This is a genomic window from Cupriavidus sp. 05N40 (assembly GCF_056397305.1).
In genome coordinates this window covers 124,582-137,971 of the sequence record NZ_JBFTND010000002.1, presented here as the reverse complement: position 1 = coordinate 137,971, position 13,390 = coordinate 124,582, and the positions used below count along the sequence as shown (strand labels likewise).

Here is a 13,390-nt window from a genome sequence, read left to right as displayed (position 1 = left end):
CACGCGGGGCCATGGCCGCAGATGGTGCAGCATGGCGATCTGCGGCAACCGGGCCAAGGTTGCGGCTCACCGGAAGCGGCTCAAGGAGCGGGCACTCGGCTGAGGTGATGGGTGACCTCGGCTGGGCTGGGCCGACAGGCCCGATCCGGCCACAAGGTGACCGATTTTCTGTTTGAACGGTTACTCGGTGAAGACAACGAGGACTTACTTGAACGAGTTCGGCTGCCTGTTGCGGCCGCTCACGCGTCCTTCAGGGACTGGCGGAAGCGTGTCCGGCAGCCGACATCACAGCGCTGATTTCGGATGCCTTTTCAAGGGCCGGCGCGCCCAGTCATCAAAGCCATCGGCTACCAAACAGTTTCTGCCTACCGCCCTACGCGCAGTCAGTGGACGCGTCGGCCGAAATGCAAAGCGCCGAATCTAGTGGGCCAGCCGAGATCTTTCCGCGACCGCCAATCTGATTTGTGGGATCACGATGCTCTCGAGGCCCGCGACACCATGGCCTTGCGCCCAGATTTCCTTATCGACCGCAGCAAAGAATGCCGGAGTACCGCGAGCGCGAAGAATGGGTTTCCCGTTAGGCCGGTCTCCAGCGGCCCAAGCGAGATGTTCAGGAAGATCCTTGCTCCGGACGTTAGAGTTAAACCCGCCGAGGCTGATCTCGACGTACTCGATCTGGTGGAATTCCGGCAGCGACTTCCGCATTATGTCCATAGAGCCAAAGTACTCGGCTTTGTAGCCACGGCATGCCACGCAGTTGTTTGCTCCAAGGTAGACCAGACTAATGCGTGACCCTGCCACCACATGCAGCGGACCAGACGACGGATAGCGCCCTACTCCACCTACACTAGGCGCGACGTTGGACGCTATCGCAGAGACTTCTTCTGTGGAGAGCCGAGTCATCCGAATGGCGGCGTGCTTTCCGTTTGCGCCATCAAATGTTCCTTCGAGGCTCTCTTCGCCTGACCGCAGAGATACTACGATTCGAGAGCCGGCATTTGTGACAAATGAAATCTGCAATCTGTCGCCGGTGAATCGCGCGTCAAAGTCCGTTACCTGCGACAGCGTCTTAGCATCGATCCAGCCATACCGGATATCACCCACCCGGATCTTCCCTGACTCTGCAGAGGCGTCCACAATTCGAAGCAGTCGCTCTCTTTTCTCTCCTTCGACCACAACCAACCAAGTACCATCGAGGGTCTCGCCGATCTGGTCGGCGCCCTTTGCCGTCGATGGCAGCAGTACCAAAGTGGCTCTGATGAATTCTCGGCGGTCCATTTCTTCCCCCTTGGCGCTGAAGCGACAGATCAAGTATGAACCCCTCGTCAATCTCTAGCCATCCGGACACCCCTTCTGTCCGGCGGGGAAGATGCGGGTAGCTCCGGGGCCAGGCTGCGCGACCGTTTCGCAAGCGCTGGATGATGTCCGAGATGGGCTCGGGCACGGCCGTTCACCAATGGCGGGCATCTTTCGGCTGAGGATTCAACCGCTCGACAACAACCGTCCGATGCGGACGTCGGGCGTCCCGACCTAGACACTTGCGAGAATCCACATGATTCAAATGAGTCAACCCGAAGACGTGCCCCACGCGTTTCAGACTGCTTGGAACAGCCACGACATGCAGTCCCTCGGCGCGTTGTTCCATGAGAATGCGACATTTGTGAACCGGTTCGGGCACTACGTGCGCGGCGTCGAGGCGATTATCAAGCTGCATGCGCCCATCCACGCAACTATCTACAGCGATTCCACGCTGGATAACGAACTGATCGACGTGATCCCCATCGGCGACGATGCGGCGGTCATTCACTTCTGGAGCCGCCTCACGGCCGGTGCGGCTCATCCGGCGGGCCCGCACGCTGTCGACACGCTGATCCTTGCCGTGCTGACGCGACAGGTTGGCAAGTGGCGAATCAAGGCGCTCGAGAATGTCACCCTGACGAATCCGCGCACGGGAGAAGCCGTCTTGAGAGACGACCGGAGTCCTTGATCGAGCCGCAAAGCTGCTTTCACGACGCACGAGGTTGTCTCGCTTGCCGGCTATCAGGCCCAAGAAGTAGCTCGCCCCGGACAAGGCCGGGGCGAGCTACCGATTCATCCGCCGCCGGCCCGTCTGCCCGTCTGCGATCAGATAGCCGGTTGCACCGCCATCCACCTCTCCTCATTGCTTGCCGCCGCCACTTGTTTGCCAATTGAATCGCCCAGGCGCGTGGCATCGGCGTAGATGGTGTCATGCTTCATTTCGGACACGCCATGCACGCCCGTCCCTGCGGCAGCGGCGACCGCCACGTGTCCGGCTATGGCGCCCACGCCAGCGGTCTCGGCAATGCCCGGGATATGACCACTGTCGGCATTGGCGACAAAGCTCTGCAGCGGCACCGGCGCGCCGTTGGCCGGCTTGTAAGAGATGCGCACCTGCACGCCGACCTCGCTCTTGCCGGCGCCAAGGCCGACCAGCAGTCGACGACGGCTAGTGCCTTCATCGATCTTGCGGAAGTCGCCTTCCACGATCAGCGCGTTGGCATTGGCCGGTGCAGGGGCGTCCGAGCRCACAGCGTTCAGGCCCTGCCCACGCAGCGTGCGCACAATCTCGTTGGCCACCTGTTCGCGTGCCTCGGAAGCCTCCTGCGATTGCTCGCCGGCAGCCGAGCTTCCTGTGGCCATCGTCTTCACCTTCTGCATGAAGCCACCGTCAAGTCGTACCTGACCGGCATCGGCGCTAAACGCATGCACGTAGATGACATCGGCCTGCACCGTCTGCAGCAGGCCAGGACGGCTGATGTCGGTGACACCGGCATTGGCGTAGCCGGCCGTCAGCATTGCGCCCGTCGCGAGAGCGGCAATGGCCAGGCGCTTGATCTTGGTGGCAGTGGTTTGGAGAGTGGTGGGCATCTTGAATCCTTCAGTTTGTCGATGCGCTGCGGCGCGGTGAACAGAGTATGGAAAACGGCGGCGTCGTAAGCCAGGCAGGAATTATTTCGTCCGATGTCACGGCCTTCGGCGCGGGTTGCGAGGTCGGACATGAACGCTCACACGGCGCCAATGCTGTGACCTCGCGGTCTCAGCGCACAACGTAGATGGGACGAGAAGCGACGTAGACGGTACGCCGGCTGGCCTTCACGACCACCGCCGGCAGCGGCGCTACGGCCACGTACACCACCTTCGGTGCAGGCTTGATAACCACTACTGGCTTCACGACCACTGTCGGCGCGGTCGTCACCGCAACCGTCGCCCGGGCGACATGAACGGGAGCCGGAGCGACCACCACGGTCGAGGCAGACGCCTGGCCGCTGGCCAACAGCATCACGGTGCCGGCAACGGTGCCAAGGAARCGGGAGATTCGAGAGAAGCGCGAGGTCATCACAAGTCCTTCAGTTTCAGTTTCGGTTTCAGCCAGCCGGTGCGGCGCGGCGACGGACCGAACTATAGGTCGGGGACTTGTGAATCTCGCGGTGGAAAACATGTCACGGCGTTACACGATCGCGGCGTCGAACAGCCGCGCGGATTCACGGCCGGATGCGATGGACATTGGCGTCTGTCCTGCACCCGCCATGGTTCCACGACCCATGACATGGGCCGACATAATTGCCGCATGGCGCCCTCCCCGACCGACTCCTACAGTTGGCTCACCGACGCAGCAACGTCACCGCTCAACACACAGGACGATCATGGAAAACCTCCACAAGATAGCGCTCTTCGCCACGGTCATCGTCGTGRCCGCCTCACTGGTAGAAGCCTTCTTCCTGGCACGCAAGGCGCGTCAGGGAGGCAAGGACTACCCCTGGCACGAAATGGGCCTGTCGCTGGCCGACATGGCCGGCCGCAAGCTGACGGCACTGCTGCCGCTCTCGCTGGCCACGCCGATCTTCGCGTTTGCCTGGGACCACCGCATCTTCACGATCCAGATCAACGGCGTGCTCGCGGTGCTGCTGCTCTTCATCGCCCAGGAGTTCTGCTACTACTGGTACCACCGCGCCTCGCACCGTATCCGCTTCTTCTGGGCCACCCACGCCGTGCATCACTCGCCCAATGAGCTGACGCTGGGCACCGCCTACCGCCTGGGCTGGACCGGCAAGATCACGGGCACCGCCATCTTCTTCGCACCGCTGGTGTTCCTGGGTGTGCGTCCGGAAGTGGTGCTGGCCACGCTGAGCCTGAACCTGCTGTACCAATTCTGGCTGCACACCACCTGGATCCCCAAACTTGGCTGGCTCGAATACGTGTTCAACACCCCGTCGGCACACCGCGTGCACCATGCCTCGAACGTGGACTACCTCGATGCCAACTACGGCGGCGTGCTGATCATCTTCGACCGGCTGTTTGGCACCTATGTGGAAGAACGTGAAGACGAACCGTGCCGCTTCGGCCTGGTCCATCCGACCACCACGCACAATCCGCTCGTCAACCAGTTCGAGCACTGGGTCAGCCTGGGCCAGGACATGATGAAATCGGGCAACGTGCTGAACGCGATTGGCTACCTGGCCATGCCCCCGGGCTGGGCACCGGATGGCAGGGGCACGACGACAGAGGAACTGCGTCAGCAGCAAACCGTTGAACATGCGGTGGCGGTGAGCGCCAGATAACAGGAAGGGCGATGGAGACACGGGCAGCATGCGCTGCCCGATTTTCTTGGTTTATCGCCGATTTCAGGGAAGGCCGGTGATCCGGCGGCCGAGGCCGGCCAGTTTGCGACGATCCTCGCTCGTGATCGAACGACCGCAGCGGACACGAAGACAGCCACGCGTTCCTGCGCCGGCTCATGACACTGTTCGTTCGACAGACGTCTACAAATCCCCCAGCTATCGTTGCCCGAACATCCGTGCCTGCCGTCACCTCCGACAACTGAAAGCGGGTTTCACATTGCGGAATTTGCTCCGAACTTCCCCAACGCCATCGTTCCGTTCCCCGAAAACGCGTTCCACATTGCGAAATTCAAAGCCTAAGTCATTGAAAAATAAGGACAAACCAACTCTTATGTCTTATATAAGACTTCGCCGCGATGCACCAGAAGCGCCATACAATGATTCCACGCTGATTGCTTCGACACCCGTAGCAACACACGCAACCCTTTCTTCRAACGCGCTTTCTTCTTAGGAATTTCCCATGGCCCAGTATCAAGACGACATCAAGGCAGTCGCCGGTTTGAAAGAGAACAACGGCAGCGCATGGAATGCCATCAACCCTGAGTATGCCGCCCGCATGCGTGCCCAGAACAAGTTCAAGACGGGCCTGGACATCGCCAAGTACACCGCCAAGATCATGCGTGCCGACATGGCCGCCTACGATGCAGACCCGGCCAAGTACACCCAGTCGCTGGGTTGCTGGCACGGCTTCATCGGCCAGCAGAAGATGATCTCCATCAAGAAGCACTTCAACAGCACCGAGCGCCGCTACCTTTACCTGTCCGGCTGGATGGTGGCCGCGCTGCGCTCCGAGTTCGGCCCGCTGCCGGACCAGTCGATGCACGAAAAAACCTCCGTCAGCGCGCTGATCCGCGAGCTGTACACCTTCCTGCGCCAGGCCGACGCCCGTGAACTGGGCGGCCTGTTCCGCGAACTGGATGCTGCCCAAGGCCCTGCCAAGGCCGCCATCCAGGAAAAGATCGACAACCACGTTACCCACGTCGTGCCCATCATCGCGGACATCGACGCGGGTTTCGGCAACGCCGAAGCAACGTACCTGCTGGCCAAGCAGTTCATCGAAGCGGGCGCATGCTGCATTCAGATCGAAAACCAGGTGTCCGACGAGAAGCAGTGCGGCCACCAGGATGGCAAGGTCACCGTGCCGCACGAGGACTTCCTGGCCAAGATCCGCGCCATCCGCTATGCCTTCCTGGAACTGGGCGTGGACGACGGCATCATCGTGGCCCGTACCGACTCGCTGGGTGCCGGCCTGACCAAGCAGATCGCCGTGACCAACACGCCGGGCGACCTGGGCGACCAATACAATTCCTTCCTCGATTGCGAGGAATTGTCGGCCGACGCACTGGGCAATGGTGACGTCATCATCAAGCGCGACGGCAAGCTGCTGCGCCCCAAGCGCCTGCCCAGCAACCTGTTCCAGTTCCGCGCCGGCACGGGCGAAGCGCGCTGCGTACTGGATAGCGTCACCGCACTGCAAAACGGCGCTGACCTGCTGTGGATCGAGACCGAAAAGCCGCATATCGCCCAGATCGGCGGCATGGTCAGCGAGATTCGCAAGGTCATCCCGAACGCCAAGCTGGTGTACAACAACAGCCCGTCGTTCAACTGGACCCTGAATTTCCGCCAGCAGGTGTATGACGCGATGAAGGCCGCGGGCAAGGATGTGTCGGCATACGAGCGCACCCAGCTGATGAGCGTGGAATACGACCAGACCGAACTGGCGAAGCTCGCCGACGAAAAGATCCGGACCTTCCAGGCCGACGCGTCGCGCGAAGCAGGTATCTTCCACCATCTGATCACGCTGCCGACCTACCACACCGCCGCACTGTCGACCGACAACCTGGCCAAGGAATACTTCGGCGACCAGGGCATGCTGGGTTATGTGGCCGGCGTGCAGCGCAAGGAAATCCGTCAGGGCATCGCCTGCGTCAAGCACCAGAACATGTCCGGCTCGGACATCGGCGACGACCACAAGGAGTATTTCAGCGGCGATGCAGCCCTGAAGGCGGCAGGTAAAGACAACACGATGAACCAGTTCTGATACCAGTAGTACGCCTCAAACAAAGCGCCAACCCAAAACGGGTTGGCGCTTTTTTTTGTCCGGCGACATGGCTCGCAGGGGTCCTCATCGAACGTTTCCCGGCCAGTTGAGTCTTTCGATCCGAGACGCGATATGACCGAACTGCCCCGCAAGCTGTCACCCGACATGAGGGGGAACCCCTCTCCGCGCCATGCTGAAAGCACACGGCGAACGCGCCTTGCCTGGCGCCTAGACTTGCGCCACGGCGACGGACGGCTGGATGGCCGCGGCACGGGGCGCCTCCACGCTCCCTGCTCCCGCCCGCTCGATGCCGCACACGAGGTCCGCCGCCTTCTCCCCGATCATGATGGCGGTCGCATTGGTGTTGCCGCCGATCAGCGTCGGCATGATCGAGGCATCCGCCACGCGAAGGCCTTCCACCCCGCGCACGCGCAGTTGCGGGTCGACCACGGAGGCGCTGTCGCCGCCCATGCGGCATGTGCCGACCGGATGGAAGATGACGTCGGTCTTCGCGCGGATGAAGGCGCGCGCCGCCTCGTCATCGCTGCCGTCGAACCGTAGTCCGCCGTAGTTGTGCGGCTGCGGTTCGAGGCGCGCCAGCGGCGGCTGGTCAAGGATGCGCCGGACGATGCCCAGCCCAGCGAGCATGGTGTCCATGTCACGCGGATCGGCCAGCAGGTTCTGGTCGATGCGGGGCGCCAAGCGCGCGTCGGCGGATGCCAGCAGTACCTGCCCCCGGCTGTACGGCCGCAGCACGCAGACGTGCAGGCTATAGCCGTGCGCGCTGCGAGCCGCGGGGTCGCCGAGCGCGGTGGAGAAATGCAGTTGCACGTCGGGCTCCGCCAGCGAGGGGTCAGTCTTCACGAAGCCGCCGGTCTCGGCAATGTTCGAAGCGAACATGCCGAAGCGGTCGCGCCTGTAGCGCCGCCATTCGCCGTATAAGCGGATCGCGCCGCGCACGCTGAAGGCGTACAGGTCGGTGCTGGCCACGCGCTGCTGCAATTTCAGGTTCGGGTGTTCCTGCAGGTTCCGGCCCACGTCCGGGGCGTCGTGCACGACGGGAATGCCGTGCGCCTTCAGGTGCGCGGCCGGTCCCACGCCCGAAGCCATCAGCAACTGGGGCGAGCCGAACGTCCCGCCACTGAGGATGATTTCGCGCCGCGCATGCAGCGTGAGCTGCTGGCCATCGCGCTCGATCACCACCCCGACCGCGCGCTTGCCCTCGAAGACGATGCGCAGCGCCTGCGAGCCGGTCAGCACGTCGAGGTTGTGACGGCCGCCATTGATCGACTCGCGCTTGCCCTGGTGCAGGTACGCCCGCGCGGCATTCCATCGCTCGCCATCGCGCTGGGTGCGCTGGTAGAAGCCCACCCCTTCCTGGTCGGCGCCATTGAAATCGTGGTTGTGGCGCAGTCCGGCACATTGGGCCGCTTGCAGGAACCGGCGGTCGAACGGGTTGGTCGAGCGCGTATCCACCACGTCGAGCGGCCCCTGTCCGCCGTGCCACGCGTCCTCGGCCTTTCCGCCCAGACGTTCGTTGCGTTCCGACCGCTTGAAATACGGCAGCACGTCGTTCCAGCCCCAGCCGTCGCATCCGGCCGCGGCCCAGCGCTCATAGTCCGACGGCGTGCCGCGGATGTAGATCATGCCGTTGATCGACGAACTGCCGCCCAGCCCCCGGCCGCGTGGCTGGTAGCCGATGCGGCCGTCGAGCGCCGGCTGCGGCTCGGTGGCATAGCCGTAGTTGTACGGCCCTGCCTTCGGCACCGTCGACGCGATGCCGATGGGAATCGTGATGGCCGGGCTGAAGTCGTGCCCGCCAGCTTCCAGCAGGGCCACGGTACCGGCATTGCTGTCAGCCAGGCGTGCGGCCACTGCACAACCGGCCGAGCCGGCCCCGATGACGATGAAGTCGTATTGCTGTTGCATGTGTCTGCGTCCTGAACTCGTAGCGACGGCCATTCTGCGTGATTCGCCGCCGCGCAGGCAACAGGCAGCGCGGGTGGCTAGGACAAACCATGGGTGGGCCGGAACTTATCCGATTCTTATGCAGAGGACTTATGTAGAAGCCTTATGCAGAGGCGCGGGACGAGAACACGACGTCCCGATCACAATCGACGCGTCGTTCCTTCCGATGGCAGTGCCGCACATTCATGTCCGAACAGCCGGCTTTGGATATCGCTATTCAGCATGCCGTCGGCATGCACCTGCTGCAGGATCGCAATCAGGGCATTCACGCCGGCCTTGGGGGTCCATTGCTGGCGCACCGCACAGACGATGCGCGCGGTGGTGGGGGCTTCGATGGCCTCCACGACGGCGAAGCGTGACAGGAAGTAATCCGTCGCCGTGAGTTCGAGATCGACAAAGCCGAAGGCGTCGGTGTTCTCGATGACTTTGCATTGCAGCGAGAAATTCTCGATCCTGTGGACGCGGCTTGGCTCCGCGTGTCCGTAGATCTTGCTGACCGTGGGATAGAGCGACAAGTCCCATATCGGGCTGGGCAGCACCATGTCGTAACGAGCGACATCCCCCGCGACTGGCGCGCTGATGCCGAGCAGCGGGTGACCGCGCCTGACGAAAATCGCGGCGGAAAGGGTGGCGATGTACTCGAGCCGGAAGCGCGCCTTGTCCGAGAACGTGGATTCGAGACCGATGGCGACATCGATATCGCCCTGGTCGAGCAGTTGCACGCCACGTTCCTTCGTTCCTGACGTGATGTCCAGCAGGAGCCGCGGATGACGCTGCACCAGGACTTCGAGCGGCCTGGCAAGCATCCACTCGAACGTTGTCGGGAAAATCCCGATGCGCAGGCTGCCGCTGAACGGATCGGTGCGACTCGTTCCGCTCAACAACTCGTCGGCATCAGCCAGGAGGCGCGAAGCCTGCTCGAGAAAGGCGCGTCCTTCGCTGGTCGGCACCACGCCCCGCGAGGTGCGCAGGAAAATCGGGAAACCGATACGCCGTTCCAGGTCGGCAACGCTCTTGGTGACCGCCGACTGGGTCACATTTGCTGCTTCCGCCGCCTTCGAGAAGGAGCCGAACCTGCCCACGGCGACGGCCTGTTTCAGACGAGCATCCATTCCTGTCACTCCCACGTGTTGCGCGGCTATCGGTGGGGGGTGATTCTGCCACGGACGGTGGCGGTGCGTCTCCGGGGCCGGGATCTGTCAGGTATGCCTGGCGGGAATGCGACGGAAAAAGTTGAATTGGACAGGCCCGACACGCGGATGCGAGCATAGAAAAACTGAACGGCGTGCCAGGACCCGCGTTGGGATCCGGTCGAAAAGAATGAAGGAGACAGAGGAATGGACAACTACGATGCCATCGTGGTGGGCGCCGGATTTTCCGGCCTGTACATGCTGCACCGCCTGCGCGAGGCAGGCTTGTCGGCCCGCGTGTACGAGGTCGGCGACAACGTGGGCGGCGTCTGGTACTGGAACCGCTATCCAGGCGCGCGGTGCGATGTCGAAAGCGTCTATTACAACTTCACCTTCTCGAAGGAACTGCTCCAGGAGTGGACCTGGACGAGCCGCTATGCGGAGCAACCCGAGATCCTCGCCTACCTGAATCACGTGGCGGACCGGTTCGACCTGCGCCGCGACATCCGGTTCGACACGCGCGTCGTCTCGGCGCATTACGTCGAAGCGGCCGGCAAATGGCGCGTGGAGACCAACGATGGCCGCGTGGCCATGGCCAAGTACTTCATTTCCGGCGTGGGCTGCCTGTCGACGTCGAGCACGCCCCGCTTCGAGGGACTCGACAACTTTGGCGGCGAGCAGTATCACACGGGAACATGGCCGCACGAGCCGGTAAGCTTCGAAGGCAGGCGGGTCGGCGTGATCGGCACCGGATCGAGCGGCGTGCAGGCGATTCCGCAGGTCGCCCGCCAGGCGGCGCATCTTTACGTGTTCCAGCGCACGGCGCAATACAGCACGCCCGCCGCCAATCGCCCTTACGACCGTCAGTATGTCGAGGAGATCAAGGCGAACTATCCGGCCATCAGGGAACAGGTCCTGAAGTCCTGGGGAGGCACAACGACGCGCCCGCGCGGCGATCGCCGCGCATTCGAGGATACCGAAGCGCAGCGGAGGAATCGCTACGAGCAGGCGTGGAACGAAGGCGGATGGATGCATGGCCTGTACAAGGACCTCGTCACCGATCCGCGCGCCAACGAAACCGTGGGCGAGTTCATCCGTGGCAAGATCCGCGAGATCGTGAAGGACCCTGAGATCGCCGCAAAGCTCGCGCCGACGTACCTGTATGGCGTGAAACGCCCCGTCATGGATACCGGGTACTTCGAGACCTACAATCGCGACAACGTGACGCTGGTCGACGTCAAGGCCGACCCCATTGTGAAGATCACCCCCACCGGCCTGCGCACCCGCGACGCAGACTATCCGCTCGATGCGATCATCTTCGCCACCGGCTACGACGCCATGACCGGGGCGCTGTTCCGGATCGACATCCGCGGCAAGGACGGCGTCAGCCTGCGCGACAAGTGGAGCAACGGCGAACGCATCCGGACCTACCTGGGCCTGGCCACCGCCGGCTTTCCCAACATGTTCATGATCACCGGGCCGGAAAGTCCGTCGGTGCTGTCCAACATGGTCTGGTCGATCGAACAGCACGTCGAGTGGATCGATGCCTGCATCCGCCATATGGAAGTGAACCGGATCGCCGTCATCGAGGCGAAGCCGCAAGCCGAAGAAGCCTGGAGCCGGCATTGCCATGAAGTCGCGGATGCAACGCTCTTCCCGAAGGGCGACTCCTGGTACAACGGCTCGAACGTCGAAGGCAAGAAGATGAGCTTTCCCATCTACCTGGCAGGCATCAGCGTCTATCGGGAGATCTGCGACCGCGTCGCGGCGAACGGCTACGACGACTTCCAGCAAGCCTGAGCGCTTCCCATAGAAGCCGGTGGACCAGACAGCCGGCAAGACAAGTCATCCGGAGACAGACAAACATGGCACTCGACGAGCAGGCCCGCTACATCCTTGACATGATCGCGGCGGCAGGCAGGCCGCCGTTGCACACGTGCACCCCGGAGCAGGCCCGGCAGTCCTTCGACTTTCGCCCGCTGGCCGGCCAGGCGGAAGCGGTCGCGCGCGTGGAGGACGCCATGATCGCCGGTCCCGCGGGCGACATCCGGGTTCGCATCTACACGCCGCATGGGGACGGTCCTTTTCCGGCGCTGGTGTACTTCCACGGTGGCGGCTGGGTCGTGGGCGATCTCGACACGGTCGACGTGCCGTGCCGTCGCTTTGCCAGCCGCGCGGGGTGCGTGGTGGTGTCGGTCGACTACCGGCTCGCGCCGGAGCACCGGTTTCCGGCCGCCACCGAGGACGCCTATGCCGCGTTCCGCTGGCTCGCAGGAAATGCGCGCGAGCAGCACGCCGATCCCTCGCGCATCGCGGTTGGTGGCGACAGCGCGGGGGGCAACCTCGCGGCAGTCGTGGCCCTGATGGCGCGTGACCGCGGCGGGCCGCAGCCCTGTTTCCAGTTGCTGCTCTATCCGGTGACCGATGGCGCGCTGGATACCGCGTCATACCGGGACAACGCGGACGGCTACCTGCTCACGCGCGAGAGCATGACCTGGTTCTGGAACCACTACATGGGCGACGCGGACCGGATGCATCCCTATGCCTCGCCCATGCGGGCGGCCGACCATCGCGGCTTGCCACCCGCCTTCGTGGTCACGGCGGAATTCGATCCGCTGCGTGACGAGGGCGAGGCCTATGCACACCGCCTGGCGGCAGCCGGCACCCCGGTCGAATGCAGGCGGTATGACGGGACCATCCACGGCTTCTGCTGGATGCCCGGCGCGCTCGACAAGGGCCGGCAGGCGCTGGACGACGCGGCAGCGGCACTCGGTGCCGCGTTCCTGAACGGCGTTCGCCTGCATGGCATGGYGAACCCCACAACAACGGACGAGAACGCTTGATATGCGACTGGACGGAAAGGTAGCGATTATCACGGGCGCCGCGGCAGGCATCGGACGCGCGACGGCGCTTCGCTTCGCACAGGAAGGCGCGAGCGTCGTGGTCACCGACATCGACCGCGACGGGGCGGGCGAAGTTGCCGCCGCGATCACGGCAGCCGGCGGCCGCGCCGTCGCGCTGTGTCACGATGTCAGCAGTGAGTCGCAATGGACGGACGTGGCGGGCGCCGCTGTCGAGGCATTCGGCACCGTGGACGTGCTCTTCAACAATGCGGGCATCTTCGTCCTCAAGCCCCTGGCCGACACCACGCTCGGCGAGTGGGAGCGGCTGATGTCAATCAACGTCACTGGCGTGTTCCTCGGCATGAAGCACGTCATGCCGCTGATGGCCCGCGCCGGCAGGGGCTCGGTCATCAACGCGTCTTCCGTCGCCGGGCTGGTCGGCTCGGCGCGGTCAACGATGTACAGCGCCAGCAAGGGCGCCGTGCGCGCCATGACCAAGGGTGCCGCCATGGAGTATGCCGCCCGGGGCGTAAGGGTCAATTCGATCCATCCGGGATTGGTGGATACCGCCATGGCAGACTACGCATCGGGCGCCACGGGACACGGCAAGCAGGCGCTCGGCCACGCCGCGTCGCCGATGGGCCGGCTTGGCACCGTCGGCGACGTCAGCAGCCTCGTCCTGTTCCTCGCCTCGGATGAGTCGTCGTATATGAACGGCGCCGAGCTGGTACTCGACGGCGGCTTCACGGCGGCGTAGCCGCCTGCATT

12 protein-coding genes are annotated in these 13,390 nt (G+C 63.5%); 7 read left to right on the top strand and 5 right to left on the bottom strand.

The window, feature by feature from the left end; genetic code table 11:
• Positions 1 to 103 (top strand): CGNR zinc finger domain-containing protein (locus AC1DO7_RS01250; protein WP_477115704.1); only part of this gene is annotated, 103 nt, incomplete at its 5' end.
• A 317-nt stretch (positions 104 to 420) separates the two neighbouring features.
• Here AC1DO7_RS01250 and AC1DO7_RS01245 read toward each other — a convergent pair.
• Entirely contained in the window at positions 421 to 1,278 is an 858-nt protein-coding gene (locus tag AC1DO7_RS01245; protein ID WP_441614029.1) for a hypothetical protein, read from the bottom strand.
• Positions 1,279 to 1,552: 274 nt separating this feature from the next.
• On the opposite strand from AC1DO7_RS01245, the gene AC1DO7_RS01240 reads away from it, so the two are divergent.
• Entirely contained in the window at positions 1,553 to 1,987 is a 435-nt protein-coding gene (locus AC1DO7_RS01240; RefSeq protein ID WP_441614028.1) for an SgcJ/EcaC family oxidoreductase, read from the top strand.
• Positions 1,988 to 2,124: 137 nt separating this feature from the next.
• Here the strand turns inward: AC1DO7_RS01240 and AC1DO7_RS01235 are convergent, their stop codons facing one another.
• Together AC1DO7_RS01235 and AC1DO7_RS01230 are read right to left on the bottom strand one after the other, a co-directional pair.
• A complete protein-coding gene (locus AC1DO7_RS01235; RefSeq protein ID WP_477115702.1) occupies positions 2,125 to 2,889 on the bottom strand; it encodes a DUF4410 domain-containing protein in 765 nt (254 codons plus the stop codon).
• Positions 2,890 to 3,058: 169 nt separating this feature from the next.
• Positions 3,059 to 3,358: a hypothetical protein gene (locus AC1DO7_RS01230; RefSeq protein ID WP_441614026.1), complete on the bottom strand. Its 300-nt coding sequence runs from the start codon at positions 3,356 to 3,358 to the stop codon at positions 3,059 to 3,061.
• 307 nt (positions 3,359 to 3,665) lie between these two features.
• Between AC1DO7_RS01230 and AC1DO7_RS01225 the strand changes: the two genes are divergently transcribed.
• Both AC1DO7_RS01225 and AC1DO7_RS01220 read left to right on the top strand, forming a co-directional pair.
• Positions 3,666 to 4,580 carry a sterol desaturase family protein gene (locus AC1DO7_RS01225; protein ID WP_477115701.1) on the top strand — a complete coding sequence of 305 codons (915 nt, stop codon included), beginning with the start codon at positions 3,666 to 3,668 and terminating at the stop codon, positions 4,578 to 4,580.
• 520 nt (positions 4,581 to 5,100) lie between these two features.
• On the top strand, positions 5,101 to 6,681 hold the full coding sequence (locus AC1DO7_RS01220; RefSeq protein ID WP_441614024.1) for an isocitrate lyase: 1,581 nt from the start codon (positions 5,101 to 5,103) through the stop codon (positions 6,679 to 6,681).
• Positions 6,682 to 6,909: 228 nt separating this feature from the next.
• Here the strand turns inward: AC1DO7_RS01220 and AC1DO7_RS01215 are convergent, their stop codons facing one another.
• Together AC1DO7_RS01215 and AC1DO7_RS01210 are read right to left on the bottom strand one after the other, a co-directional pair.
• A complete protein-coding gene (locus AC1DO7_RS01215) occupies positions 6,910 to 8,610 on the bottom strand; it encodes a GMC family oxidoreductase (protein WP_441614023.1) in 1,701 nt (566 codons plus the stop codon).
• A gap of 179 nt (positions 8,611 to 8,789) precedes the next feature.
• Positions 8,790 to 9,761: a LysR family transcriptional regulator gene (locus AC1DO7_RS01210; protein ID WP_441614022.1), complete on the bottom strand. Its 972-nt coding sequence runs from the start codon at positions 9,759 to 9,761 to the stop codon at positions 8,790 to 8,792.
• A gap of 225 nt (positions 9,762 to 9,986) precedes the next feature.
• On the opposite strand from AC1DO7_RS01210, the gene AC1DO7_RS01205 reads away from it, so the two are divergent.
• From AC1DO7_RS01205 to AC1DO7_RS01195, 3 genes are all read left to right on the top strand, one after another.
• A complete protein-coding gene (locus AC1DO7_RS01205; protein WP_441614021.1) occupies positions 9,987 to 11,579 on the top strand; it encodes a flavin-containing monooxygenase in 1,593 nt (530 codons plus the stop codon).
• 65 nt (positions 11,580 to 11,644) lie between these two features.
• Complete coding sequence (locus AC1DO7_RS01200; protein ID WP_477115700.1) at positions 11,645 to 12,622, top strand: alpha/beta hydrolase; 978 nt, start codon at positions 11,645 to 11,647, stop codon at positions 12,620 to 12,622.
• Position 12,623: 1 nt separating this feature from the next.
• Positions 12,624 to 13,379 (top strand): SDR family NAD(P)-dependent oxidoreductase, encoded by a 756-nt coding sequence (locus AC1DO7_RS01195; RefSeq protein WP_441614019.1) that lies wholly within the window; start codon positions 12,624 to 12,626, stop codon positions 13,377 to 13,379.
• The last annotated feature ends 11 nt before the right edge of the window (positions 13,380 to 13,390 follow it).